Origin of the sequence: Brevundimonas sp. DC300-4, from assembly GCF_049897365.1 — a bacterium.
Taxonomy (GTDB): Bacteria; Pseudomonadota; Alphaproteobacteria; order Caulobacterales; family Caulobacteraceae; genus Brevundimonas.
The window spans coordinates 86,562-110,590 of record NZ_JAFCWC010000001.1 but is presented as its reverse complement, the minus strand read 5'-3'; the positions used below and the strand labels follow the sequence as shown (position 1 = coordinate 110,590).

General features: G+C 67.2%; 23 protein-coding genes and 1 pseudogene. 5 read left to right on the top strand and 19 right to left on the bottom strand.

Translation table 11 applies throughout. The features are described from left to right. Positions 1 to 2 precede the first annotated feature (2 nt). A complete protein-coding gene (locus ACP7AZ_RS00565; RefSeq protein WP_426035063.1) occupies positions 3 to 3,185 on the top strand; it encodes an efflux RND transporter permease subunit in 3,183 nt (1,060 codons plus the stop codon). A gap of 182 nt (positions 3,186 to 3,367) precedes the next feature. On the opposite strand, the gene guaA is transcribed toward ACP7AZ_RS00565, so the two are convergent. Genes guaA through guaB form a run of 6 tightly spaced genes read right to left on the bottom strand, consistent with a single transcriptional unit; the run spans position 3,368 to position 9,285 of the window. After that, complete coding sequence (guaA, locus tag ACP7AZ_RS00560) at positions 3,368 to 4,930, bottom strand: glutamine-hydrolyzing GMP synthase (RefSeq protein WP_426035061.1); 1,563 nt, start codon at positions 4,928 to 4,930, stop codon at positions 3,368 to 3,370. After that, complete coding sequence (locus ACP7AZ_RS00555) at positions 4,927 to 5,598, bottom strand: 5'-methylthioadenosine/S-adenosylhomocysteine nucleosidase (protein WP_426035059.1); 672 nt, start codon at positions 5,596 to 5,598, stop codon at positions 4,927 to 4,929. Before ACP7AZ_RS00555 ends, guaA begins: the two co-directional genes overlap by 4 nt. Beyond that, entirely contained in the window at positions 5,595 to 5,996 is a 402-nt protein-coding gene (locus ACP7AZ_RS00550; RefSeq protein WP_426035057.1) for a lysozyme inhibitor LprI family protein, read from the bottom strand. The genes ACP7AZ_RS00555 and ACP7AZ_RS00550 overlap by 4 nt, the downstream gene beginning before the upstream one ends. Then, positions 5,996 to 7,414, bottom strand: a complete 1,419-nt coding sequence (locus ACP7AZ_RS00545) for an RsmB/NOP family class I SAM-dependent RNA methyltransferase (protein WP_426035055.1) — start codon at positions 7,412 to 7,414, stop codon at positions 5,996 to 5,998. Before ACP7AZ_RS00545 ends, ACP7AZ_RS00550 begins: the two co-directional genes overlap by 1 nt. A gap of 8 nt (positions 7,415 to 7,422) precedes the next feature. Continuing rightward, complete coding sequence (locus ACP7AZ_RS00540; protein ID WP_426035053.1) at positions 7,423 to 7,824, bottom strand: MAPEG family protein; 402 nt, start codon at positions 7,822 to 7,824, stop codon at positions 7,423 to 7,425. A 3-nt stretch (positions 7,825 to 7,827) separates the two neighbouring features. After that, positions 7,828 to 9,285 carry an IMP dehydrogenase gene (guaB, locus tag ACP7AZ_RS00535; RefSeq protein WP_426035051.1) on the bottom strand — a complete coding sequence of 486 codons (1,458 nt, stop codon included), beginning with the start codon at positions 9,283 to 9,285 and terminating at the stop codon, positions 7,828 to 7,830. A gap of 144 nt (positions 9,286 to 9,429) precedes the next feature. On the opposite strand from guaB, the gene ACP7AZ_RS00530 reads away from it, so the two are divergent. Continuing rightward, a complete protein-coding gene (locus tag ACP7AZ_RS00530) occupies positions 9,430 to 9,960 on the top strand; it encodes a DUF2061 domain-containing protein (protein ID WP_426035049.1) in 531 nt (176 codons plus the stop codon). A 76-nt stretch (positions 9,961 to 10,036) separates the two neighbouring features. Here the strand turns inward: ACP7AZ_RS00530 and ACP7AZ_RS00525 are convergent, their stop codons facing one another. Next, positions 10,037 to 10,765 (bottom strand): RlmE family RNA methyltransferase, encoded by a 729-nt coding sequence (locus ACP7AZ_RS00525; protein WP_426035047.1) that lies wholly within the window; start codon positions 10,763 to 10,765, stop codon positions 10,037 to 10,039. Between the two features lie 70 nt (positions 10,766 to 10,835). Here ACP7AZ_RS00525 and ACP7AZ_RS00520 point away from each other — a divergent pair, with 70 nt between their 5' ends. Then, positions 10,836 to 11,285 (top strand): peptidylprolyl isomerase, encoded by a 450-nt coding sequence (locus ACP7AZ_RS00520; protein WP_426035045.1) that lies wholly within the window; start codon positions 10,836 to 10,838, stop codon positions 11,283 to 11,285. A gap of 159 nt (positions 11,286 to 11,444) precedes the next feature. On the opposite strand, the gene ACP7AZ_RS00515 is transcribed toward ACP7AZ_RS00520, so the two are convergent. The 3 genes from ACP7AZ_RS00515 to ACP7AZ_RS00505 form a co-directional block, all read right to left on the bottom strand. Beyond that, positions 11,445 to 11,993 carry a hypothetical protein gene (locus ACP7AZ_RS00515; protein WP_426035043.1) on the bottom strand — a complete coding sequence of 183 codons (549 nt, stop codon included), beginning with the start codon at positions 11,991 to 11,993 and terminating at the stop codon, positions 11,445 to 11,447. Positions 11,994 to 12,004: 11 nt separating this feature from the next. Further along, entirely contained in the window at positions 12,005 to 12,634 is a 630-nt protein-coding gene (locus ACP7AZ_RS00510; protein WP_426035041.1) for a methyltransferase family protein, read from the bottom strand. A gap of 93 nt (positions 12,635 to 12,727) precedes the next feature. Beyond that, positions 12,728 to 13,702, bottom strand: coding sequence for a M20/M25/M40 family metallo-hydrolase (locus ACP7AZ_RS00505; protein ID WP_426035039.1), 975 nt, complete (start codon positions 13,700 to 13,702; stop codon positions 12,728 to 12,730). Positions 13,703 to 13,848: 146 nt separating this feature from the next. Here ACP7AZ_RS00505 and ligA point away from each other — a divergent pair, with 146 nt between their 5' ends. Further along, positions 13,849 to 16,164: an NAD-dependent DNA ligase LigA gene (gene ligA, locus ACP7AZ_RS00500; protein ID WP_426035037.1), complete on the top strand. Its 2,316-nt coding sequence runs from the start codon at positions 13,849 to 13,851 to the stop codon at positions 16,162 to 16,164. Between the two features lie 168 nt (positions 16,165 to 16,332). Here the strand turns inward: ligA and ACP7AZ_RS00495 are convergent, their stop codons facing one another. The 6 genes and pseudogenes from ACP7AZ_RS00495 to ACP7AZ_RS00470 all read right to left on the bottom strand — a co-directional run bounded on the left by ACP7AZ_RS00495 (position 16,333) and on the right by ACP7AZ_RS00470 (position 21,333). Next, the gene (locus tag ACP7AZ_RS00495; protein WP_426035035.1) at positions 16,333 to 17,322 is read right to left on the bottom strand and encodes an aldo/keto reductase; all 990 of its coding nucleotides are present in this window, start codon (positions 17,320 to 17,322) and stop codon (positions 16,333 to 16,335) included. Positions 17,323 to 17,383: 61 nt separating this feature from the next. After that, positions 17,384 to 17,773 carry a type II toxin-antitoxin system VapC family toxin gene (locus ACP7AZ_RS00490; protein ID WP_426035033.1) on the bottom strand — a complete coding sequence of 130 codons (390 nt, stop codon included), beginning with the start codon at positions 17,771 to 17,773 and terminating at the stop codon, positions 17,384 to 17,386. Then, positions 17,770 to 18,003 (bottom strand): annotated as a pseudogene (locus ACP7AZ_RS00485) (type II toxin-antitoxin system VapB family antitoxin); the annotation flags it as partial. The pseudogene ACP7AZ_RS00485 and the gene ACP7AZ_RS00490, both read right to left, overlap by 4 nt. 60 nt (positions 18,004 to 18,063) lie before the next feature. After that, positions 18,064 to 19,875: an aminopeptidase P family protein gene (locus ACP7AZ_RS00480; protein ID WP_426036039.1), complete on the bottom strand. Its 1,812-nt coding sequence runs from the start codon at positions 19,873 to 19,875 to the stop codon at positions 18,064 to 18,066. 55 nt (positions 19,876 to 19,930) lie between these two features. Continuing rightward, positions 19,931 to 20,410, bottom strand: coding sequence for a hypothetical protein (locus ACP7AZ_RS00475; protein ID WP_426035031.1), 480 nt, complete (start codon positions 20,408 to 20,410; stop codon positions 19,931 to 19,933). 53 nt (positions 20,411 to 20,463) lie between these two features. Beyond that, positions 20,464 to 21,333 carry a 50S ribosomal protein L11 methyltransferase gene (locus tag ACP7AZ_RS00470; RefSeq protein ID WP_425987500.1) on the bottom strand — a complete coding sequence of 290 codons (870 nt, stop codon included), beginning with the start codon at positions 21,331 to 21,333 and terminating at the stop codon, positions 20,464 to 20,466. Positions 21,334 to 21,434: 101 nt separating this feature from the next. Between ACP7AZ_RS00470 and ACP7AZ_RS00465 the strand changes: the two genes are divergently transcribed. Beyond that, complete coding sequence (locus ACP7AZ_RS00465) at positions 21,435 to 22,019, top strand: hypothetical protein (protein ID WP_426035029.1); 585 nt, start codon at positions 21,435 to 21,437, stop codon at positions 22,017 to 22,019. Between the two features lie 77 nt (positions 22,020 to 22,096). On the opposite strand, the gene ACP7AZ_RS00460 is transcribed toward ACP7AZ_RS00465, so the two are convergent. The 3 genes from ACP7AZ_RS00460 to ACP7AZ_RS00450 form a co-directional block, all read right to left on the bottom strand. Continuing rightward, positions 22,097 to 22,294 carry a DUF3126 family protein gene (locus ACP7AZ_RS00460; protein WP_426036037.1) on the bottom strand — a complete coding sequence of 66 codons (198 nt, stop codon included), beginning with the start codon at positions 22,292 to 22,294 and terminating at the stop codon, positions 22,097 to 22,099. Positions 22,295 to 22,524: 230 nt separating this feature from the next. After that, positions 22,525 to 23,346 (bottom strand): serine O-acetyltransferase, encoded by an 822-nt coding sequence (gene cysE, locus ACP7AZ_RS00455; protein ID WP_426035027.1) that lies wholly within the window; start codon positions 23,344 to 23,346, stop codon positions 22,525 to 22,527. A 20-nt stretch (positions 23,347 to 23,366) separates the two neighbouring features. Then, on the bottom strand, positions 23,367 to 24,017 hold the full coding sequence (locus ACP7AZ_RS00450; RefSeq protein WP_426035025.1) for an NUDIX domain-containing protein: 651 nt from the start codon (positions 24,015 to 24,017) through the stop codon (positions 23,367 to 23,369). Between the last annotated feature and the right edge of the window lie 12 nt (positions 24,018 to 24,029).

Here is a 24,029-nt window from a genome sequence, read left to right as displayed (position 1 = left end):
CCATGCTTGAACGCATCATCGCCCTGTCGATCCGCTTTCGATGGGGGGTCATGGGGCTGGTCCTCGCGGCCTGCGCCGTCGGCGTCTGGAGTTTCCAGCGGCTGCCGATCGACGCCACCCCGGACATCACCAACGTCCAGATTCAGATCAACACCGAGGCCCCCGGCTATTCGCCGCTCGAGGCCGAACAGCGCATCACCTTCCCGGTCGAAACGGCCGTGGCGGGCGTGCCGGGCCTGCAATACACCCGCTCGGTCTCCCGCTACGGGCTGAGCCAGGTCACCGTCATCTTCGACGACGGCACCGACATCTATTTCGCTCGCCAGCTGGTGAACGAGCGCCTGCAAAGCGCGCTGGGCCAGCTTCCGCCGGGCGTCATCCCTGAACTCGGCCCCATCGCCACCGGCCTCGGGGAAATTTTCATGTATACGGTCGAGGCCGAACCGGGCGCGCGTCGTCCCGACGGCCAGCCCTGGACGTCCGAGGACCTGCGTACCCTCCAGGACTGGGTCATCCGGCCCCAGCTTCGCAACACGCGCGGCGTGACCGAAGTCAACACCGTCGGCGGCTACGAGCGCCAGTATCACGTCACGCCCGATCCCCAGCGGCTTGCGGCCTACGGCGTGACCATGGCCGAGGTGGTCGAGGCGCTGAACAACAACAACGCCAACGTCGGCGCTGGCTATGTCGAACGCTTCGGAGAACAGTATCTGATCCGCGTTCCTGGTCAGGCCTCGACGACCGAAGACCTGGGCAACATCGTGATCGCCACGCGCGGCGGGGTTCCGATCCGCGTTCTGGACGTCGCCGACATCGGCATGGGCCAGGAACTGCGCACGGGCGCCGCGACCGAGAACGGCAAGGAGACGGTGCTCGCCACCGTCCTGATGCTGGCCGGTGAGAACAGCCGCATCGTCGCCCAGGCCGCCGCCGCCAGCCTGGAGGAAGCATCCAAAGCCTTGCCGGCAGGGGTGGTCGCCACCCCTGTCTACGACCGCACCGAACTGGTCGAACGCGCGATTCACACCGTCGAGAAGAACCTTGTCGAGGGCGCCCTGCTGGTCATCGTCGTGCTGTTTCTGCTGCTCGGCAATATCCGTGCGGCCCTGATCACGGCTGCGGTCATTCCGATCACCATGCTGATGACCATCACCGGCATGGTTCGCACCGGGACGTCGGGCAATCTGATGAGCCTCGGCGCCCTCGACTTCGGCCTGATCGTCGATGGGGCCGTCATCATCGTCGAGAATTGCCTGCGCCGTTACGGCGAGGCCCAGCATCGCCTGGGTCGCATCCTGACCCGCGAGGAGCGGTTCGACCTCGCGGCGACCGCCTCCAGAGAGGTGATCCGACCGTCGCTGTTCGGGGTGATGATCATTACCCTGGTTTATGTGCCGATCTTTGCTTTGACCGGGGTGGAGGGAAAGACCTTCCATCCCATGGCCATCACCGTGGTCATCGCCCTGACGGCGGCGCTGCTTCTGTCCCTGACCTTCGTGCCGGCCGCCGTCGCCATGTTCGTCACCGGCAAGGTCGAGGAGAAGGACAGTTTCCTGATGCGCTGGGCACGGGTCGGCTATCAGCCGGCGCTCGACTTCGCGCTCAAGGCCCGCACTCTGATGATCGGCATCGCGGTCGTCCTCGTGCTGATCGCCGGGTTCGGGGCGTCGAGGATGGGCTCGGAGTTCGTGCCCAATCTGGACGAGGGCGACATCGCCATGCACGCCCTGCGCATCCCCGGCACCAGCCTGACGCAGGCCGTGCAGATGCAGACCGCTCTGGAGGCGCGCATCGCCCGCTTCCCCGAGGTCGAGCGGGTCGTGGCCAAGATCGGCACCGCCGAGGTCGCCACCGATCCCGTGCCGCCGTCAGTTGCCGACACATTCATCATGCTGAAGGACAGGAAGGACTGGCCAGACCCCAGGAAGGCTCGCGGCGATCTCGTCGCCGAGATGGAAGCGGCCGTAAACGAGATCCCCGGCAGCAAGTATGAGTTCACACAGCCGATCCAGATGCGGTTCAACGAACTGCTGAGCGGTGTGCGGGCCGATGTCGCCATCAAGGTCTATGGCGACGACCTGGACGAACTCCTGCGGCTAGGGGGCGAGATCGAGACCATCGTGGCCTCGGTCGCCGGGGCCGCCGATCCTCAGACCGAACAGATCACCGGCCTGCCGGTGCTTCAGATCACGCCCAACCGGCCCGCCATGGCGCGTCTGGGACTGAGCATCAACGACGTCCAGTCGGTGATCTCGACCTCGATGGGCGGCACCACCGCCGGACAGATCTTCGAGGGCGACCGCCGCTTCGACGTCGTCGTCCGTCTGCCCGAACGTCTGCGCGCCGACACCGACGCCATCGGTCGTCTCCAGATCCCGCTCCCGGCGGGCGAGGGACAGCCGCGGCAGTTCGTGCCCCTGAATGAGGTCGCGACCATCGAACTGACCTCGGGACCGAACCAGATCAGTCGCGAAAACGGCAAACGCCGCATCGTAACCACGGCAAACGTCCGCGACCGCGATCTGGGCTCGTTCGTCGGGGAGGTCCAGGATCGGGTCGAGGCCGAGGTCACGCTCCCCTCCGGCTATTGGGTCACCTATGGCGGCACATTCGAGCAGCTGATCTCGGCGGCCAAGCGACTCCAGCTGGTCGTGCCTGCGGTGCTGCTGCTGATCTTCGGCCTGCTGTTCGCCCTGTTCCGGTCGGTGAAGGACTCGGCCATCGTCTTCTCCGGCGTTCCTCTGGCGCTGACCGGGGGCGTGGCGGCCCTGATGATGCGCGGCCTGCCGCTGTCGATTTCGGCGGGCGTCGGCTTCATCGCCCTGTCCGGGGTCGCGGTTCTCAACGGCGTCGTGATGGTCACCTTCATCCGCAGCCTGATCGCCGAGGGCAAGCCGCTCGACGAGGCCATCCGGGAGGGGGCGTTGACCCGTCTTCGCCCGGTGTTGATGACTGCCCTAGTCGCCAGTCTCGGCTTCGTCCCCATGGCCCTGAACGTCGGGGCCGGCGCCGAGGTCCAGCGCCCTCTGGCCACGGTCGTTATCGGCGGGATCCTCTCCTCGACGATCCTCACCCTGCTGGTTCTTCCGGCCCTCTACAGCCTCGTCCACGGCCGCCCGCCTCGTCCAGAGGGCACGCCGCGCCGCGGGTTTCCCCGCCTTCCCTTCAATCGGAGGAGCCAATGACCGCCGCGAGCCCTCGCTGGACGGCCTGGCTGAGGCAATGGACCCAAGACCGCCCGGCAGACCGACAGGCGGGTTCGCTACCCCTCGAAACGTACCGAGAGACGGAGAACATATTTATGTTTTAGGTCAGTAATTTAGAGGGAAAATCGGAAGTGGCGCCGAAAGGCTCCGGAAGCCCTGAATCATTCCCACTCGATCGTGCCGGGGGGCTTGGAGGTCACGTCGTAGACGACGCGGTTCACACCCCGCACTTCGTTGACGATCCGCGTCGCGCACTTGCCCAGGACGTCCCAGGGGAATTCGAAGAAGTCGGCGGTCATGCCGTCGGTGGACGAGACCGCGCGCAGGGCCAGGACTTTTTCGTAGGTGCGGGCGTCGCCCATGACGCCGACGGTCTTGACCGGCAGCAGGACAGCGAAGGCCTGCCAGATCTTGTCGTAGAGGCCGGCCTTGCGGATCTCGTCCAGATAGATGGCGTCGGCCTGTTGCAGGGTCGCGACGGCCTCGGGCGTGATCTCGCCGGGAATGCGGATGGCCAGACCCGGTCCCGGGAAAGGGTGTCGGCCGACGAAGGCGTCGGTCAGGCCCAGTTCGCGGCCCAGGGCGCGGACCTCATCCTTGAACAGTTCGCGCAAGGGCTCGACCAGCTTCAGCTTCATGAAGTCGGGCAGGCCGCCGACATTGTGGTGGCTCTTGATCACGTGGGCCTTGCCACTGGACGACGAGACGCTCTCGATCACATCCGGATAGAGGGTGCCCTGGGCGAGGAATTCGGCGCCCTCGATCTTGCCGGCCTCGCGGTCAAAGATCTCGATGAAGACCCGGCCGATGATTTTGCGCTTGGTCTCGGGGTCCGAGACGCCGGCCAGCTCGCCGAGGAATTCCTTCGACGCATCAACGTGGATCAGGGGAATGTTGTAATGCTCCCTGAACAGAGCCGTGACCTGGGTGGCCTCGTCCTTGCGCAACAGGCCGGTGTCGACGAAGACGCAGGTCAGCTGGTCGCCGATGGCCTCGTGGATCAGGACGGCTGCGACGGAGCTATCGACCCCGCCCGACAGGCCGCAGACGACCTTGGCCGAGCCGACCTGTTTGCGGATCTGGGCGATCTTCTCATCGCGATAGGCGGCCATGGTCCAGTCGCCCTTCAGCCCGGCGATGCCATGGGTGAAGTTCTTCAGCATGGTCGCGCCGCGCGGCGTGTGCATGACCTCGGGGTGGAACTGGACGCCGTAGAAGCGGCGGGTCTCATCGGCGATCACGGCGTAGGGGCTTCCGGCCGAGGTCGCGACGACGTCGAAGCCCTGGGGAATGGCGACGATCTTGTCGCCGTGGCTCATCCAGACCGTCTCGTCCTCGCCGACCGGGGCGAGACCGGCCAGCAGAGGCGAGGATTTGGAAACGGTGATCCCGGCGCGGCCGAACTCGCGGTGATGGCCGCCCTCGACCTTGCCGCCCAGCTGCTCGCACATGGTCATCTCGCCGTAGCAGATGCCCAGCACGGGCACGCCGGCCTCAAACACGGCCTGGGGCGCGCGCGGGCTGCCCTCCTCGTGGACGCTCTCGGGACCACCGGACAGGATGATGGCCGCCGGGCTCATGGCGGCCAGGGCGGCCTCCGCCTTGGCGTAGGGATGAATCTCGCAATAGACGCGGGCCTCGCGCAGGCGGCGCGCGATTAGCTGCGTCACCTGGCTGCCGAAATCGACGATCAGGACTTTCTGGTGATCGGCGGCGGCAGTCATGGCGTCTCCTCGGGAAGGGGGGCGGTCAGGCGTTCGAATTCGGCTTTCAGCAGGTCCAGCGCCTCGGCCAGCCCTTCGTCGATCACCGACAGGGTATCGGTCCAGTCGGACAGGCCGGTCAGGTCGGCCTTGCCGTCCGAAATGCCGCGCAGGCCCATGACCGGCACGTCGAACTTCGCAGCGGCGCGGACGACGGCATAGGTCTCCATATCGACCATGTCGGCATCAATGTCGTCATAGGCCTCGCCGGTGACGACGCTGCCGCCGGTCGCGAGGCGGGCATAGGGCTGACCCGCCGGTCCGCTGGCCAGGGTCAGGACGGCGGGTTCGTCGAGGAAGGGGGTGACGCCCCTGGGGAAGCCGATCGCCGAGGCGTCCATGTCGCGATAGGCGACCTCGTCCACCCAGTAGACACGGCCGTGTTGCAGCGTCTGTGACCCCGCCGAACCGAGGGAGAGGATGAGGTCAGGCAACCGCCCTTCCCGCTCCAGCATCGCCAGGGCGATCGTGGTCTCGACCGCCGCCTCGACCGGTCCGACGCCGGTGATCAGGGGCCTAATCCGCGCCTTCAACGCCGGGCCGTACTCGGCCCGGGCCGCCATGACGCACAGGGCTGTCAGCGGGCCGAAAGCCGTCAGATCCCAGGGCGTGGTCTTCTCAGCGCTCAACCAGCGACCCTCGCCTCGAGCCACAGGGTGCGTTCAACGGTCTTGCGCAGGACGCACTGGGCCATGTTCACGCGGGCGATCGAACCCTGGCCCGCTTCGGCGGCGCAGTCGCTGTCGCGCGTGGACAGCCAGGCCCGCTGCGAGCGGCGGAAGCCGGCGGCGGCCGAGGCGTTCGATTGCGCCATCAGCGTCCGGTAGACGCGGTTCAGATCGGCGTCGCGACCGACCAGTTCGTCCGTGTTGCACTTGACCATCTCGACCGTGGTCTCGGCGACGTTCAGGCAGCGGTCGTAGCGGGCCGACAGCCGGGCATCGATCTCGTCATCGCTCTGGGCGAAGGCGGGCGCGGCGCACAGGCCAACGACGGCGAGACCGAGCAGCAAAGGCGATTTCAGCATCAAGCGGTCCGTTCGTAGATCGCGGCGAAGAAGCCATCGGTGTCAGCCGTGGCCGGGGAAAGGCGCAGACGATGTCCGCCGCCGGCCAATTCGGCCAGTTTGTTGCGGCCCGCGTCGGTGAAGGATGACGACGCCAGGCCTTCGGTGATCGCGATCGGGGCGAACGACGGATGATCCTCTTCGAAGTGGTCCAGCGTGGCCTCGTTCTCGACCCGCAGCATGGAGCAGGTCACATAGACCAGACGCCCGCCTGGCTTCACCAGCTTGGCCGCGCGGGCCAGGATGGCCATCTGCAGCGAGTGCATCCGGTCGACCTCTTCGGGCTTCAGACGCCAGGCGTCCTCGGGCCGACGACGCCACGTGCCGGAGCCGGTGCAGGGCGCGTCGACGAAGACGACATCGGCGATGCCGACGATGTCCTCGACGCCGCCGCCGTTGGGACCAAGATGGATCAGCTCCGCCTCGACGCCAGCGCGCGCCAGGCGGGGCCGGATGTTGTCGAGCCGCTTCTGCACCACGTCGCAAGCGATCAGCCGGCCATCGGCCCTGGCGATCGTCGCAGGTTTGGGCTTCGCTTTGGGCGCATCGACCCAGCCGGTCGGAGTCCAGATGCGTTCGGGCTCGGGCGGCGCGGCCTCGACGCGTGAGGCGCCGACGGCCAGCCCCTGCATCGCCAGACCCAGGGTCTTGCCCCCGCCCCCGGCGCAATAGTCGACGACGGTCATGCCGGGTTCGACGCCGGCCAGCCAGCAGGTGATCTGGCTGCCCTCGTCCTGGATCTCGATCCGCCCGGCCTTAAAGGCTTCCAGCGCCTGGACGTTGGGCGGCGGCTCGGCCGAGAGGCGCAGGCCCCAGGCCGACCAGGGCGTGCGTTCCGGCGCCAGGCCCGCCTCGCGCAGTTCGGCGATGACCTCGTCGACCGTGGCCTTGGCGGCGTTGACGCGCAGGTCGATCGGGGCGCGTGGCACCATCAGCCCGGCGGCCTCCTCGGCCCAGCGGTCGCCGAAGGTGTTCTTGAAGTCCTCGACCACGAACTCGGGCAGGCCGGCGAGCGCCCAGGCGGGCGCCCCGTCGTCGGTCAGGCTGATGCGGCTGCGTTCCTGTTTCGACAGGGGCTTGGGCCCGTAGCCGTCGCCGGAGTGCAGGGCCTCGATCTCCTCGACCGACAGACCGTCGATCAGGCTCAGCGCGCCGATGACCAGGGCGCGCCCGTCCTCGCGCCCGCCCATGGCCCAGACCAGGCGACCCCGCGCGCGCGTGACCTTGTAGACCTGGTCGGCGATGGCCCGGCGGTCCTTGGACCCGGCATAGCGGTTCTCGGTCCCCCAGGTCTTCAGGACGGCCTCGGCCGGGGCCTTGCCCGCGCTGATGCGGTCGATGATGGCGGCGGCGGCGGCGAGGCGAGCGGCTGGGGTCACTTAAACTTTCAGATGAACAGGGCAGCGACGATCATCAGGAGACCGGCGAGCGATGCGAGGAAGGCGAGGCTGCGAACGCCCGTCACGCCGAAGGCGTACAACGGGACATAGACGACGCGGGCCCAGAAATAGAGGGTAGCGCCCCAGTACGTCAGAAATCCGTCCTCGCCCGCGATATGGGCGATCAGGACGGCGCCGAGGAACAGCGGCAGGGTTTCGTACAGATTGGCCTGCGCCCGCTCCAGCCGGCCGGTGATGACGTTGGACGGTGGAACGTCCGCGTCGCGCGGCCCGGCGTTCCACTTGGGCCCGTGCTGCAGCGTCCGGCCCGTGGCGGGCAGAAAGATCTGCACCACCGCCAGCAGGATGATCAGGGCCGCATAGGTCAGTTCGGGCGTCATGTTGAACATCTGCTACCCCTGTCGATAGTTCGGCGCCTCACGCGTGATCATCACGTCGTGGACATGGCTTTCGCGCAGGCCCGCGCCGGTGATGCGCACGAACCGCGCCTTCTCCTGGAAGTCCGCGATGGTGGCGGCGCCCACATAGCCCATGGCGGCGCGCAGTCCCCCGACCATCTGGTGCAGAACCGGCGCGATCGGACCCTTGTAGGGAGTCTGGCCCTCGATGCCCTCGGGCACCAGCTTCTGGGTGTCCTCGACTTCCTTCTGGAAGTAGCGGTCGGCCGAGCCGGCCCCCATGGCCCCCACCGAGCCCATGCCGCGGTACGACTTGTAGCTGCGGCCCTGGTACAGGAAGACCTCGCCCGGGCTCTCGTCGGTGCCCGCGAACATCGAGCCCATCATGGCGACAGAGGCGCCGGCCGCGATGGCCTTGGCCAGGTCGCCCGAGTATTTGATCCCGCCGTCGGCGATGACAGGTGCGCCGGAGTCCTTCGCCGCCCGGACCGCGTCGATGATGGCCGTCAGCTGAGGCACGCCGACACCGGCGACGATGCGGGTGGTGCAGATGCTGCCCGGACCGATGCCGACCTTGACCGCATCGGCGCCCGCGTCGATCAACGCGCGCGCCGCATCGTAGGTGGCGATGTTGCCGGCGATGATCTGCAGCCGGTTGTTCTCGCGCTTGATGCGTTCAACAACCCGCGCCACCTGGGCCGAGTGTCCGTGGGCGGTGTCGATGACCACCACGTCGCAACCCGCATCGGCCAGGGCCATGGCCCGTTCATAGCCTGCGTCCCCGACGGTCGAGGCCGCGCCGACCAGCAGGCGGCCCTGTTCGTCCTTGGCGGCGTGCGGGTGGGCCTGGGCCTTCTCGATGTCCTTCATCGTGATCAGGCCAGTGGCCCGATAGTCCTCGTCCACGACGATGACCCGCTCGATCTTGCGGTCTCGCAGCAGTTGCCGCGCCTCGTCGCGCCCGGCGCCTTCGCGCACGGTGACCAGATCGCCCGTGGTCATGAGCTGGGCGGCGGTACGGGTCGGATCGGTGTCGAACCGCATGTCGCGATTGGTCAGGATTCCGACCAGCTTGCCGGTCGCATCCACGACCGGGAAGCCACTGATCTTGCGGGCCGCCACAATCTGGCGAACCTCGCCCAAGGTCGTCTCGGGGCGGATCGTCACCGGGTTGATGACCATGCCGCTCTCGAACCGCTTCACCTCGCGGACCTGATCGGCCTGTTGCTGCACGGTCATGTTGCGGTGGAGGATGCCCAGACCGCCGGCCTGGGCCATGGCGATGGCCAGCCGGCTTTCGGTGACCGTGTCCATGGCGGACGAGGTCAGCGGGATGTTCAGCCTGATGTCGCGGGTGAGCCGGGTCGAGACGTCCGCGTCGGCGGGCATGATCTCTGACGGACCGGGTTCAAGCAAAACATCGTCGAAGGTGAGCCCTTCGCGAATCTCCATGGGAGTCTCCGTTTTGCGGGCCGCCTATCCTCTCTCGCGGGTGCGAAGTCAACCATGACGACCTGCATCCGGCCATTCGTCACATTCGTAACTTTTTTCAGCCGAGCTTGAAACTTTCAGCCAGAGCTAACATTTAGGGACCTGATGGTCGTCAATCTCGCCAGATCCGTCCGGAGCCTCGCGCTCAAGATCGCCTCCTATGGCGTGATGCACCTCGTCGTCGCCATGCTGGTGGCCTTCGCCATCACCCGAGACTGGCGCTTGGCCCTGGCCATCGGCGTGGTCGAACCCTTCTTCCAGACCATCGCCTATTCCTTCCACGATCGGGTCTGGCACCGGATCGAGCGCCGTCGCATGGGCAGCAATATCGAAGAGACGGCCGAGGCCTTCACTGCCCGCCTCGACGTCATGAACGCCGAGGAACAGTCCCGCACCCACGGCCATCACGGCCACAGCCACGCCCTGCCCTCGTTCAGGAAGATCGCGGTCAAGACCGTAACCTATGGCGTGATGCATTTCGTGGTCGCGGTGACGGTGGCCTTCGCCATTACGCAGAACTGGCGCATCGCCCTGACGGTCGGGGTTATCGAGCCCCTGGTCCAGATGGTCTTCTTCGCCGTACACGACCGCATCTGGGCTGTCCGCGAAGCCCGCCGGGCGCTCCAGGCCGCCTGATCAGGCCAACCGGTCGCAACCCGCGACGTGCAGATGGCCGCCTGTCCGGCGAACGCAGCGCGGACCCCGGCCTCGCTCACTTCTTGTTCAATGCCACCAGATAGACCTCCGACGAGCCCTTCCGGCTGGCGGCGGGCTTGACGTATTTCACGTCCTGGAAGTTGGCGCGCAGGTCGGCCAGAACGTGGCCGGCGTCCCCGCCCTGGAAGTTCTTCGTCACGAAAGACCCGCCGGGCCTAAGTGTCCGGATGGCGAATTCCGAGGCGATCTCGATCAGGGCGATGATCTTCAGGTGGTCCGTCTGGCGGTGCCCGACCGTGTTGTGCGCCATGTCCGACAGCACCAGATCGGGCGGTCCGCCAAGGGCTTCGAGCAGCTGCCGGTCCACGCCGGGTTCGGTGAAATCGGCCTGGATCAGGATCGAACCGGGGATCGGCTCGATCGGCAGCAGATCGACGCCGACCACCGATGCCGCACCGCGATTGACGCAGACCTGGATCCAGCCGCCCGGCGCTGCGCCCAGATCGATGACCCGGGAGCCCTTCTTGACCAGACGAAAGCGGTCGTCGATCTCGCTGAACTTGAACGCCGCCCGGCTGCGCCAGCCTTCGGCGCGCGCCTTTTCGGACCAGGGATCGGCCAGCTGACGCTTGATCCACTCGATGGACGAGATCGACTTCTTCTCGGCAGTCTTGATCTTGCCGCCCATGCCGCGGCCGGCGGCCGTACCGCCGGTGGGCGGACGGACCATGCGGCGGCGCGCAGGCTCGACAGGCGGAGATGTGGGCTTTTCGTCGTCACTCATCGCTCCCACATAGCGCCCACGGCCCTCAGGGGCTATGACCCCCTCCAATCATCCGAAAATGGAGCGCCACATGGCCGACCAGACCCTGACCCTGACCCTCGAAACCGGTGACGTCGTCATCAAGCTGCGCCCCGACCTGGCGCCCGGCCACGTGGCCCGCATCACCGAACTGGCGAGCGACGGCTTCTACGACGGCGTCGTCTTCCACCGCGTCATCCCCGGCTTCATGGCCCAGGGCGGCGATCCGACGGGCACCGGCACCTCGGGCTCCAAAAAGCCCAACCTGAAAGCCGAGTTCTCGAAAGAGCCGCACGTGCGCGGCGTTTGCTCGATGGCCCGCACGAACCAGCCGGACACCGCCAACAGCCAGTTCTTCATCGTCTTCGACGACGCCGGCTTCCTGGACGGCCAGTATACGGTCTGGGGGCAGGTCATCGAGGGCATGGAACACGTCGACGCCCTGCCCAAGGGCGAGCCGCCCCGCGCCCCCGGCAAGATCGTCAAGGCGACCGTCAACTAAAGACTTGTTCGTCACCTCCCCTTTCGCCGCTTGGGGAATGGGGAGGTGGACCGCGAAGCGGTGGAGGGGTTCTTGCGGCACGCGGAACCCCTCCGTCAGCTCGCAAGCGCTCGCTGCCACCTCCCCATCGCTACGCGACAGGGAGGAGACCACAATCCGTCAGTCGCCGCCGTACCAATGCAGCTTCACGCCCGAGAAGCTCTGGTCGCCAATCCGGAGTGTCGCCGTGATCGACGGCTCTTCCGCCCCGCCCAGATTGCGGCGTGCGGTCGCCAGCGTCCCGGCGTTTAGCTGGCCGTCGAAGGTGACGCGGTCGCCATCCGCGCTCGTCCCCGTCATGCGGATACGGCTATCGCTGACCGAATAGCTGTCGGGCAGAACCCGCTCGGTCGTCTCGCCGGGCGCCAGGAACTCCAGCATCACCGGGGCGAAGGTCGCGGACCGTTTGCCCTCCTCCCAGTCGGTGAACGCCTGCGCCTGACCGATGAACAGATGCATCAGCGCAAAATCACCTGGGCCGACCTGGGCCTCGCCGACCTGATAATAGCCGGACAGGTCCTCGGTTTGACTGTGGGCGAAGGCGCCGCCGCGGGCAGGCGCGGTCGCCGGCGCCTCGCCGCCCGGCCCCGCCGGCCTTGACGGTGCATTGACCAGGTCGCAGCCGGCCAGCGTCAGGCCCACGGCGGTCAGCAGAACAATCGTGCGCATGGCGGCTCTGCTCAAGGAAGGCGCAGCAGGACCGGCAGCCATCCCACAGCCTGCGCCATGTCCACGCCTTCGAAGACCGGAATGGCCAGCAGGAACACCAGTCCGTCCCGGATCGTGGTCAGGAAGAAGCGCGGCTTGATGTTGAGGTTCTCCTCGTCGCGCCATTTGGAGAAGTCGGGTCCGCAGCGCGGAGTCCGGGCCATATAGGCCTTGTATGACTCGCCGAACTCCGCCGACAGCCAAGCCTCTTCCTGCGCGATGGTGAAGTGGAAGACCACGACGGCAATCAACACGAACAGCGCGGCGATCGTCATGCTGCCGGTCTGAGCCCCGACACCGAAGGCGCCGGCATAGCTGAAGACATAGAGCGGATTTCGGCTGAGCGAATACGGACCGGTGGAGACCACCTCCGCCTTCTTGCGTCCGCCGATGTAGAGCGAACACCAGGCGCGGCCGACAATGCTCAGAACGATGGCGCCGAGGCCGACCGACTCCACGGCTTCACTGATCGGACCCTCCCCCCACCAGGTGGAGGTGAACATCGCCAGAACAACGACCGCCAGCAGGCACAGGCCGATGGCCCATTTCCGGATCTTCTGGATTCGTTGAAGATCGAACGCGTCGGTACTCACCGTTGTCATAGTCGTTTCCAGCCCCCTGTGTTCTCAGCAGACGGAAACGCCGATGCGCGAGTTCGCGCAAGAACTATCTTTGCGGCTGAAACTCTCTCGCGATCAGCGATCCAGGCCCTGATCCAGCGCCCGGAACGCCGAGACCGACAGTTCGGCCGCACTCTGGAACACCGACGGCGTGATCCGCTCGAAGTCATCGGAGGGGCGGTGATAGTCGGGATGGTAGTCGACGCCCAGGTACAGGAACGGCACCTCGGCCGCGAAGAAGGCGCCCTGATCCGAGGCCTCGACCCAGTTGTTCTCACCGGTGTCCTGCGGCGTGTCCTTGCCGAAGGCCAGCGACACGGCGCCATTCGCCGGGATGGTCTCCAGGATCGGCCGGAACGTCGGGTGCTGGTATGTACCCGTGACCCACAGCTTCCCGTCCGTTTCGGCACGGGCGATCATGTCGAAGTTCAGGTTCATGGCGATCGACGACAGCGGCACAGGCGGCGCCTGGACGAAATGTTTGGCGCCCAACAGGCCCCGCTCCTCGCCGTCGAAGGCGACGAAGATGACGCTGTGTTCCGGAGCCGAAGCCTTCAGCTGATCGGCGATCTCCAGCATGGTCGCTACGCCCGAGGCGTTGTCGTCTGCGCCGTTGTAAATCTGGCCGCCGTTCGAGCCGACGTGGTCATAGTGAGCGGTGATGACGATGTAGCGATCCGGAACCCTCGTCCCCTCGATCAGGCCCATGATGTTGACGCCGTTGAAGGTTTTCGGCCCCTCGCGGGTGCGGCCCTGCGCCGCGAACGGCTGCAGCCGGCCCATCGGCGGAGCGGCGACGCCCAAAGCCTCGAACCGCGACACGATATAGGCCCGCGCCCGCTCGCCGCCGGGCGCGCCCGTATCGCGCCCTTCCATGTCATCCGCCGACAGGATGCGCACATCGGCCATCAGCTGGTCGTACGAGATCGGCGTCGCGGCGGCGTCGGCAGACGTCTCGGGTGCCCGCTGCGTCTCGGTCATGCCCGCACAGCCGGACAGGATCAGCACGGCGACGGACGACAGTGCGAGGGCGCGAAGGGAACGGGACATGCGGAATCTCTGGATGTTTCGCTTTCGGCATAGCGGCCCGGGATGGACGCGTCCGCTTAAATTCGTGTCATCCACCCTCACCGTGCGCCCCGCCGGGGTGCACGGTGAGGGTTGAAGTCTCCGCACGGATCGTCACTAAAAGCGCCATGGCCGAACCGACCGTCGAATCCCTGACCGCAGCCGAAGCCGAGGCCGAGTTGGCCCGGCTCGCCGCCGGAATAGCGCGCCACGACGCCCTCTACGCCGAGGCGGCGCCCGAAATCTCCGACGCCGACTACGACGCCCTGCGCGGCCGCAACCTGGCCATCGAGACGCGCTTCCCCGCCCTGGTCCGCGAGGACTCACCCTCAAGGAGGGTCGGCGCCCCCGTCTCCAGCCAGTTCGCCGAGGTGCGGCATGGCGTGCCCATGCTGTCCCTCGACAATGCTTTCGACGACGGTGACGTCACCGATTTCGTCGCCCGCATCGCGCGCTTCCTCAATCTGCCCCCGGATGAGGTTATCGCCTTCGTCGCCGAACCCAAGATCGACGGTCTCAGCGCGAACCTGCGCTACGAAAACGGCATTCTGGTCCAGGGCGCGACCCGCGGCGACGGTCGGGCGGGCGAGGACATCACCGCCAATCTGAAGACCATCGCCGACATTCCCCACCGTCTGAAGGGCTCCGGCTGGCCCGCCCTGATCGAGGTGCGCGGCGAGGTCTATGCCCCCAACGACGCCTTCGCCGCCTTCAACGCGGAGGCCGAGGCGGCCGGCCGCCGCACCTACGCCAACCCCCGCAACTTCTCCGCTGGATCGCTGCGCCAGATCGACCCGTCGGTGACGGCCCGGCGCCCCTTGAGCTTCTTCGCCTACGCCTGGGGCGAGACCTCCAAGCCCTTCGCCGCAACGCAGGCCGAGGCGCTGGAGAGGTTCGAGACCTGGGGCTTCCCGGTCAATCCGCGCTCGACCCGCGTCGAGGGCGCCGATGGACTGGTCGGCGTCTATCACGGCCTAGAAACCGATCGCGCCCAGCTCGGCTATGACATCGACGGCGTGGTCTACAAGGTTGACCGCCTGGACTGGCAGCACCGCCTCGGCTTCGTCTCCCGCAGCCCCCGCTGGGCCATCGCGCACAAATTCCCGGCGCAACAGGCGACCACCGTGCTGGAAGGCATCGACATCCAGGTCGGGCGCACCGGCTCCCTCACCCCCGTCGCCCGCCTCGCCCCCGTCACCGTCGGCGGCGTCGTGGTCCGTAACGCCACCCTGCACAACGAGGACGAGATCGCGCGCAAGGACGTGCGCATCGGCGACACCGTGGTCCTGCAACGCGCCGGCGACGTCATCCCGCAGATCGTCTCGGTCGTCGCCGACAAACGCCCCGCCGACGCCCTCCCCTACGTCTTCCCGACCCACTGCCCGGTCTGCGGTTCGGAGGCCGCGCGGCCCGAGGGCGAGGTTCGCCGTCGTTGCACCGGCGGGCTGATCTGCGCCGCCCAGCTGGTCGAACGGCTCAAGCATTTTGTCTCCCGCCGCGCCTTCGACATCGAAGGTCTGGGCGAGAAACAGCTGACCGCCTTCCACGAGCGGGGCTGGATCCACGAGCCTGCCGACATCTTCCGCCTCGCGCGCGATGCGGAAAAGCTCGACGCCCTCCACGCCGAGGACGGCTATGGGGAGACCAGCGTGAGGAACCTCGTCGCCGGCATCGACGCCCGCCGCACGGTCGCGCTGGAGCGGCTGCTGTTCGGACTCGGCATCCGCGACATCGGCGACCAGACCTCCCTGCTGCTGGCCCGCCATTTCGGCGACTGGAAAAGCTTCCACGCCGCCGCGCTTGAGGCCGCCTCCGGCATCCCCTCACCCGAATGGACGCAGCTGGCCGAGGGCCATGGCGTCTCCGCCCGCACCCTGTCCGTCATGGCTTCGGCGGTTCTGTCGCCCGCCGATCCCTGGCCCGAGGCGCCGCTGGACCAGAAGCTGGCCCTCGCCTTCCTCGGCGTCGCCGCGCCTGCCCGCCGGGCCCTGTCCGAGATGACCACCGACTGGGCCAGCATCGTCGAACTGGCACGCGTCGCCCGCGAGGAAGGTCCGTCGATGACACTTGGGGACATCGCCGGGATCGCCGGCGTCGGCCCGGTCGCCGCCCGCGCTGTCGCCGAGTTCTTCCACGAGCCGCACAATCGTGAGGTCGTCGACGCCCTCGTCGCCGAACTGACCACCATCGAGGACGCCGAACGCCCGAAGGCCGATACCCCCGTCGCCGGCAAGACCGTCGTCTTCACCGGCTCGCTCGAACGCTTCACCCGCGACGAGGCCAAGGCCCGTGCCGAAAGTCTCGGCGCCAAGGTCTCCGGCTCTGTGTCGAAGAAGACCGACTATCTCGTCGCCGGACCCGGCGCGGGCTCCAAGCTGGCCGAGGCGCAGAAGCACGGCGTCGCCGTCCTCACTGAGGACGAGTGGCTGGCGTTGATTTCGTGATCCTTCTCCCCTTGCGGGAGAAGGTGGCCGAGCGAAGCGAGGTCGGATGAGGGGTCACGCTGATATGAATGGTCAGCGCTCGTCCCGCCTATCCCGGTCGTCGGTACGACCCCTCATCCGTAAGCCTTCGGCTGCCACCTTCTCCCACAAGGGGAGAAGGACGTTGTCTCACCGGTTCAACGCGCTGCGGGCGGCCTCGGCATAGCGGTGACCCGAGGCGGCATCCTTCGGGAACACGGCCTCGATCGCCTCGACATCCTCGGCTGTCAGCGTGATGCCCGCGGCCGCCGCGTTCTGTTCCAGCGTCGCAATGCGTCGCGTCCCCGGAATCGGCACGATCTCGTCTCCCTGGGCCAACACCCAGGCCAGCGCCAGCTGGGCCGCCGTGACGCCGCGGTCGTCGGCGATGCCCTTGATCGCCTCGACCAGGTTCAGGTTCTTCTGGAAATTCTCGCCCATGAAGCGCGGATTCGTACGGCGGAAATCGCCCTCTTCCAGGTCTTCGATCGACTTGATGTCGCCGGACAGGAAGCCGCGCCCAAGGGGGCTGTAGGGCACGAAGCCGATGCCCAGTTCGCGCACGGTCAACAGGATCTCGTCCTCCGGCTCGCGGCTCCACAGCGAATACTCCGTCTGCAGGGCGGTGATCGGATGGGTCGCGTGCGCCTTGCGGATCGTCTCCGGCGCGGCCTCGGACAGCCCCAGGAAACGGACCTTCCCTTCCTTCACCAGCTCAGCCATCGCCCCGACCGTCTCCTCGATCGGCGTGTCCGCGTCGACGCGGTGCAGATAGTAGAGATCGACATGGTCCATCCCCAGACGGGTCAGGCTGCCTTCGATGGCGCGGCGCACATTGGCAGGCGATCCGTCGACCTTCAGGGCCGTGCGGTCGGCGTTGTAGCCGATGCCGAACTTGGTCGCGACGAAGGCCTTGTCGCGACGATCCGCCAGCGCCTTACCGACCTGGATCTCGTTGGTGTGGGGGCCGTACATCTCGGCCGTATCGAAGAAGGTGATCCCCAGCTCCAGCGCGCGATGGATCACCGCCGTCGCCTGTCCCTCGTCCGACGGCGCGCCATAGAAGGACGCCATCCCCATGCACCCCAGGCCGATAGCCGAAACTTCGGGACCGTGCGGTCCGAGACGACGGGTCTTCATGGGGCGATCTCCTGAGGGGGGTGAAACCGGTACGTCGGCGCCGCCCTGCCGATCCGCAAGGTCAGACCGCCGAAACGACATCCGTCTGTGCGAAGTCGTCACCCTTGAACAGCAGAGACTCGCCGGTCTGTTTGGCGAGGGCATAGGCGAAGCAGTCACCGAAGTTCAGCTTCGCCGGATGGTTGCCTTTTCCGAACGTGGCATACGCCTCCCGGGCCGATCGCGCCGTATCCGCGGACACAGCAACGATCTCGGCTTCGATCAGCGACAGCAGTGGCTCAACGCCGCGAGACACGAGCGGCTCTTTCCACCGATCCACTACCATCCCGAACTTGAAGAAGGTTACGGCTGACACCTTCACTTCTGAATCTGCTCGCAGCAGACGGAGAAACGCCATCCGTTCCGGCTGTGCAGTCAAAACCGCGACGAGCGCCGACGTATCGACGATCACGCCGGCAAACCGGTTTCCGGATCATACAGGAAGGCCGACGGATCTTCTTCCTCGAAGAATTCCGGCGGGAGGTGACTGCGCATTTCGTCGAGAAGGGCCAGGATCGTCTCCATAGACGCCTTATCGCGCTTCACCGCCGGCGTGCGCTCCAATCGCTCCTCCAACGCGTGAATGACAGCGTCGGTCAGGCTCCCGCCCGTTCGGACGGCGACCTCGACGGCCAGTTCATGCGCTCGGGGTTCTTGATATTCAGCATGGTAGAACCGCTTCTACCACACCGCCGAATCCCCTCAAAGCGGGGCGCACTGCCCTCCGAGCCAAGCCTTCGCCTCGCCGTCCAACAGCGGCCCGACCTTGGCCAGGGTCTCGGCGTGATAGGCGTCGACATAGGCCCGCTCGTCGGTGGTCAGGGCCGCGACATCGATCAGCTTTCTGTCCAGCGGGGCGAAAGTCAGTTGCTCGAAGCCGTGCATCGGCCGCTCGCCGCCGGGGATGGGCTCGGGCGCCGTCACGACCTGCAGCGTCTCGATGCGGATGCCCCAGTGGCCCACGCGGTAGTAGCCGGGCTCATTGGACAGGATCATGCCGGTCAGCAGGGGCTGACTGTTGACCGCCTTGGCGATCCGCTGCGGCCCTTCGTGCACGCCCAGATAGGAGCCGACGCCGTGACCCGTGCCGTGGTCGTAGTCGTGGCCCGCCATCCACATCGGCGCGCGGGCGAGCGCGTCGAGCTGGTGCCCCGACGTCCCGACGGGGAAGCGGATCACGGCCATGGCGATGTGGGCCTTCAGCACCAGGGTGAACATGCGGCGCTGGTCGGACGAGGGCTCGCCGATGGCCATGGTCCGGGTCACATCGGTGGTGCCGTCGAGATACTGTCCGCCGCCGTCGACGAGCAGCAGCGAGCCCGGCTCCATCTTGCGGATCGTGCGGGTGACGGGCTTGTAGTGCGGCAGCGCCGCATTCGGCCCGACACCGGCGATGGTGTCGAAGCTGAGGTCCTTCAGCGCCCCAGTCTCCTCGCGGAACCGCTCCAGCGCCTCGACCACGCCGCGCTCGTCCGGCAGTTCGACCTGTGCGACCGTATCGACCCAGTGCAGGAACCGCGACAGCGCCGCGCCGTCGCGGATGTGGGCCTGACGTGAGCCTTCGATCTCGACCGCGTTCTTGGCCGCGCGCGGCAGGGCGCACGGGTCCACCCCCCGAACCACGGTCGCCCCGACCAGATCCAGCCGGTCGAAATACCAGGCCGAAGACTGGGCGGGATCGATCAGGACCTTGAACCCCTTCATCCCCTCCAGCGCCTGCCCCAGTTCGCCCGGGGCCATCAGGGTCACGTCGTCGCCCACCCAGCCCGGCAGTTCGTTGGTCACCTTGGCAGGGTCGAGGAACAGCATCGCCGTCCCATTGGCCGCCAGGATCGCCTGGGCCAGCGGCAGGGGCGAGCGGATCACGTCCCCGCCCCGCACATTGAACAGCCAGGCGATCGACGAGGGCGCGGTCAGGACCACGGCGTCGGCTCCGGCTGCGGCGACCGCTTCCGCTATCCTTCTCCGCTTCGACGCACTCGACTCGCCCGAATAGCGGTCTTCGTGCGGCACGACGGGAGCGGCGGGCTGGGCCGGGCGCGCCTCGGCCCAGGCGGCGTCCACCGGATTGTTGTCGACGGGCTTCAGGCTGGCCCCGGCCTTGGCCGCCGCTCGCTTGAGCGTGGCCAGGGCATCGGGGCTGTGCAGGCGCGGATCGTAGCCGATCACGGCCCCCTTCGGCGCACGCTCGAGGTAGGCGGGGACACCGCCGTCAACGAGGTCGAGGATCTCGAACAGGTCGGCATCGACTTGGGCCCGGACCTGCACCGTGTAGCGACCGTCGGCGAAGACGGCGGCCGTGTCCTTCATCACCACGCCCGCGCCGGCCGAACCGGTGAAACCGGTCAGCCATCCCAGACGGTCATTGGCGGCAGGCAGGTATTCGTTCTGATGCTCGTCCTCGTGCGGGACCAGGAAGCCGTCCAACCCCTGCTGCGCCATCGCGGCGCGAACGAGCGGAAGGTGTTTCGCCCCGAAGGACGGCGAGGTGGTTTCATCGAAGGACTGGCGCATGAAAATCGCCATAGCATCTCCCTCCCCATGAAGGGGAGGGAGATGCAGGAGACGATCAGTTCTGCGGCGACGTGCTTGTGATTACTGCCGAACCCGAAGTGGGCGCGGGCTGCGCGGCCGGGACGGTGATGATCACGGGCGCCGGTTGGCTGGCGGCGCGGGCCATGTCGGAGCGCGCCTGACTGGTGGCGCGAGCCGCCTCGGCCTGGGCGCGCGCAGCATCCATCCGGGCGATGTCGACGCTCTGCTGGGCGCCGGCGATTTGACCCTGGACCACCGCCTGATCCGCGCGCGCCTGGGCGGCAACGGCGTCCGCCTGGGCCTGGGCCAGCAGGACCTCGGTCTCGTCGTCGCGCCCCCCCGATGACAGGACCCACAGCACGGCGATCAGGACGGCGGCAGCCAGTCCGCCGGCAATCCACCAGCCTGTGCTCGACTCGCGCTGCACGACGACCGTCTCGCTGTAGACAGGCTCGGTCACAACGATGCGCTCGATCCTGGCATTGGGGTCGATATTCGGGTCGTACTGGCTCACGGGAAATCCCTCCATTAAGTCAGCAGAACGGCTTCGCTTCGTCGGAGTTCCGCTTATGCCATCCGCCTCAGCACCAGGGCGCTCCACGCATCGCGATGGATCCGTCGTTCCAGCCGGAATCCGCGCGACAGATAGGCGGCCGAAACCCGCCGCTCCTGTGTCCGCAGCAGCCCGCTCAGGATCGCCACCCCGCCGATCCGCAGGCTCATCTTGATGTCCTGCGACAGGGCGACCAGCGGCGGAGCCAGAATGTTCGCGAACACCAGGTCATAGGGCGCGCCGGCCCGCACCTTCATGTCGTTCAGGCCCGAGGCGTGGACGAAGCGGGCATTGGCCTGGTTCAGCTTCGCGTTCTCATTGGCGATCCGCACCGAAGGCGCGTCGATGTCGGTGCCGACGGCCAGAGCCGCGCCCGTTCGCGCCGCCGCGATGGCCAGCACGCCCGTTCCACAGCCGACGTCCAGCACCTTCTCGAACCGTTCGCGCTTCAGCAGTTCGTCGTAGGCGACCAGACAGCCGACCGTCGTGCCGTGGTGCCCGGTCCCGAAGGCCGCGCCCGCGTCGATCTTCAGATTCACGGCATTGGGCGGCACCCGTCCCTGATCGTGGGCGCCATAGACGAAGAACCGTCCGGCCCGCACGGGCGGCAGGCCTGACAGCGACATGGCCAGCCAGTCGGCGTCGGCCAGGGGCTCGACCTTCACCGTCACGCCGGGATGCTCGGCCAGTCGCGCAATCAGGGCCTCGACCTCTTCCTCCGAAGTCGGGAAGGCGTCGATGCGCCAGATGTCGCGATCCTCGTCTTCCTCGAGAATGGAATAGGTCGCGCCTTCCAGCAGGAAGTCGGAATCAATGGCTTCGGCGGCCGCTTCGGCGGCGGCGCGAGACCCGCGCGCGATTATCTGGACGGGATTGTGGGACATTTATTCAAACACCGGTATCATTGCGAATCGATACTATTGAGTTTGCGCCTGTGCTCTCACGCACCGGACGCAATCGTTCCAACCGAGGGGTCGGGGAATACATGGCCAAGTCACCGTCTACTGCGTCGCCCAAAGCGTCCGCCGCTTCCAAGCCTAAAGCAGCCGCGAAGTCGACTGCGAAAACGGCCAAGCCCGCTGCAGCAAAGCCCGCCGTCGCCGCCAAGCCCGTAGCGGTGAAGGCCGCCCCGGCCGCCAAGCCGGCTCCGAAGGTGGCTGTGAAGTCCGCCGCCAAGCCGGCTGCGAAGCCTGCGGCAAAGCCCGCCGCCAAGGCCGCCGCCCCGAAGACCACGGTCAAGGCCGGCGCTCCCAAGGCTGCCGCCAAACCCGCTGCCAAGCCTGCCGTCGCGAAGGCTCCAGCCAAGGCCGCTCCGAAAGCGGCTGGGAAGAAGCCCGCCGCCAAGGCTGCTCCGAAGGCCGCTACGACGGCTCCGGCCGCGAAAGCTGTCGCTCCCGCCGCCAAGCCGGCCGCCGTCGCACCGGCTGCCAAGCAGGTCGTCGCTCCGGCTCCCGCCGCGAAGCCCGCCGTGTCCCCGGCCGCCGCTGCCCCTGCTGCCAAGCCTGCGGCTCCCGCGCCGAAGAAGGGCTTCTTCGACAAGTTGGCCGACGCGATCTTTGGCAAGCGCTAGAAGCCTGTGGCCTGAAACGACAAACGCCGGGCGGTTCGCACCGCCCGGCGTTTTCGTGTCTGGTATCCGGCGCCGGGTCAGTCGGCGGGCAGATCCTCGGCCAGGATCGCCATCTCGAACATGAAGCTGCCGTCCTCGTCCTCGTCGTCGAACACGACACCGATGAACTCGTCACCGACATAGACCTCGGCCGAATCGTTCACCTTCGCACGGGGCTTCACGATGATGCCGCCGGTGTTGAAGGTGCGCTTCAGGTGCGTCTCGATGCGCTTCATGTCTGCTTCGTTCACGGCGGGCCTCGGTGGTCTGGATTGAAGGCGCGGACCCTAGAGAAGCTGGATCGGCCTGTCACGTCTCCTCCCTGTTCGCGCAGCAAATGGTGAGGTGGCAGCGAGTTCTTCCGAGCTGACGAAGGGGTTCTTGTCGCCGCGAAGAACCCCTCCGTCTCGTCGCTTCGCTACGAGCCACCTCCCCACGCCTGCGGCGCAGGGAAGAGACACTCGGCTCAGATCACGAAATCATAGACGATGTCGGCCAGGGTATGGTCCATCGTCCGGGCCGGCTCCGCCGCAGTGGGGCAGTTGACCAGCCGCGCCGGAACACCGGCCACGGTGCAGCCCGCGGGTACCGGCTTCAGCACCACCGACCCCGAAGCCACCTTGGCGTAGTCGCCGACCACGATATTGCCCAGCACCTTTGCCCCGGCGCCCAGCAGCACGCCCTTGCCGATCTTCGGATGGCGGTCGCCCCGCTCGGCGCCCGTGCCGCCCAGGGTCACACCGTGCAGCATCGACACCTGGTCGCCGACCACGGCCGTCTCGCCGATGACGATGCCCGTGCCGTGATCCAGGAACAGGCCGGAGCCGAGCTGCGCGCCCGGGTGGATGTCGATCTGGAACAGCTCGGAGATCCGGCTCTGGAAGTGGAAGGCCAGGGTCTCGCGTCCCTCCGTCCACAGCCAGTGCGCGACCCGGGACGCCTGAAGCGCCTGGAAACCCTTGAAGTACAGGAACGGCTGCAAGAGCGTCTTGATCGCCGGATCGCGCTCGGCCACGGCCTGCAAGTCCGCCTCCGCCGCCGCCACAATGGTTGCATCGGCCTGGAACGCCGACAGGCAGACCTCGCGCACAGTCATGGCGCGCAGTTCCTCGTCGCCCAGCTTCCTGGCGATCTGGAAACTCAGCGCCGCCACCAGGTCGTGGTGCGAAAGGATCACGGCGTTCAGCAGCGACGCCAGATGCGGCTCCTCGCGCGCGGCGGCCTCGGCGGAGGACCGCAGCTGGTTCCACACGCTGTCCTGCGACGCGACGACTTCAAGCTTGGGCATCACCGGCTCCATCCGCCCCATCATACCCGGGTGAGCATGGCGTGCGCCAGCCAGCCGGGGATCAGGGATTGCTTCGCCATATGGTAGGCCCTCAGCGCCGTCGCCACCGTAAAGGTGTCGCGCACCGCGCCCCGGTCGATCTCGTGCATCAGGGTCATGAAAGGCACCCGCGCCATGGCGATCACCTCGGTCGGATCCGGCGCAGTGTCGACCTCAGACAGGTCCCAGGCCAGCCAGGCGATGGCCCGCTCGTCGGTGATTGAGTTCGACATCTCCATTCTCAGCACCTCGCGCCAGGACTTCGCCGCCAGGCCGGCTTCCTCGGCCAGTTCGCGCTTGACCCCGTCCAGCGGATCTTCGTTGAACGGCGCCCCGCCCTCCGGCATCTCCCAGGAATAGTTGGCCAAGGCGAACCGCGCCTGGCCGACCAGGGTCACCGTCCCGTCCGAATGAATCGGCAGAACCCCGACAGAAAGGTTCTTCGGCCGCATGACGACATAGGTCGCCGCCGCCCCGGTCGGCGCCGTCGCCGGATGCGAGGTCAGGGTCAGCCACGGGTTCTCGAACACCGTCGCGTCGCCGTCGCTCTTCCACCCCGGCCGCGCGGGCGGGTTCACGTCCCACGAAGGCAGGGGCCGGCCGGCATCGAAGTCGTCGCAAGAGTCGCTCATCACGGGCATATG

Excerpts from the sequence above, each read along its gene's own strand:
- ACP7AZ_RS00565 (WP_426035063.1), top strand. The coding sequence starts at position 3 with ATGCTTGAACGCATCATCGCCCTGTCGATCCGCTTTCGATGGGGGGTC.
- guaA (WP_426035061.1), bottom strand. The coding sequence starts at position 4,930 with ATGACTGCCGCCGCCGATCACCAGAAAGTCCTGATCGTCGATTTCGGC.
- ACP7AZ_RS00550 (WP_426035057.1), bottom strand. The coding sequence starts at position 5,996 with ATGCTGAAATCGCCTTTGCTGCTCGGTCTCGCCGTCGTTGGCCTGTGC.
- ACP7AZ_RS00540 (WP_426035053.1), bottom strand. The coding sequence starts at position 7,824 with ATGTTCAACATGACGCCCGAACTGACCTATGCGGCCCTGATCATCCTG.
- guaB (WP_426035051.1), bottom strand. The coding sequence starts at position 9,285 with ATGGAGATTCGCGAAGGGCTCACCTTCGACGATGTTTTGCTTGAACCC.
- ACP7AZ_RS00530 (WP_426035049.1), top strand. The coding sequence starts at position 9,430 with ATGGTCGTCAATCTCGCCAGATCCGTCCGGAGCCTCGCGCTCAAGATC.
- ACP7AZ_RS00525 (WP_426035047.1), bottom strand. The coding sequence starts at position 10,765 with ATGAGTGACGACGAAAAGCCCACATCTCCGCCTGTCGAGCCTGCGCGC.
- ACP7AZ_RS00520 (WP_426035045.1), top strand. The coding sequence starts at position 10,836 with ATGGCCGACCAGACCCTGACCCTGACCCTCGAAACCGGTGACGTCGTC.
- ACP7AZ_RS00515 (WP_426035043.1), bottom strand. The coding sequence starts at position 11,993 with ATGCGCACGATTGTTCTGCTGACCGCCGTGGGCCTGACGCTGGCCGGC.
- ACP7AZ_RS00510 (WP_426035041.1), bottom strand. The coding sequence starts at position 12,634 with ATGACAACGGTGAGTACCGACGCGTTCGATCTTCAACGAATCCAGAAG.
- ACP7AZ_RS00505 (WP_426035039.1), bottom strand. The coding sequence starts at position 13,702 with ATGTCCCGTTCCCTTCGCGCCCTCGCACTGTCGTCCGTCGCCGTGCTG.
- ligA (WP_426035037.1), top strand. The coding sequence starts at position 13,849 with ATGGCCGAACCGACCGTCGAATCCCTGACCGCAGCCGAAGCCGAGGCC.
- ACP7AZ_RS00495 (WP_426035035.1), bottom strand. The coding sequence starts at position 17,322 with ATGAAGACCCGTCGTCTCGGACCGCACGGTCCCGAAGTTTCGGCTATC.
- ACP7AZ_RS00480 (WP_426036039.1), bottom strand. The coding sequence starts at position 19,875 with ATGCGCCAGTCCTTCGATGAAACCACCTCGCCGTCCTTCGGGGCGAAA.
- ACP7AZ_RS00470 (WP_425987500.1), bottom strand. The coding sequence starts at position 21,333 with ATGTCCCACAATCCCGTCCAGATAATCGCGCGCGGGTCTCGCGCCGCC.
- ACP7AZ_RS00465 (WP_426035029.1), top strand. The coding sequence starts at position 21,435 with ATGGCCAAGTCACCGTCTACTGCGTCGCCCAAAGCGTCCGCCGCTTCC.
- ACP7AZ_RS00460 (WP_426036037.1), bottom strand. The coding sequence starts at position 22,294 with ATGAAGCGCATCGAGACGCACCTGAAGCGCACCTTCAACACCGGCGGC.
- cysE (WP_426035027.1), bottom strand. The coding sequence starts at position 23,346 with ATGCCCAAGCTTGAAGTCGTCGCGTCGCAGGACAGCGTGTGGAACCAG.
- ACP7AZ_RS00450 (WP_426035025.1), bottom strand. The coding sequence starts at position 24,017 with ATGAGCGACTCTTGCGACGACTTCGATGCCGGCCGGCCCCTGCCTTCG.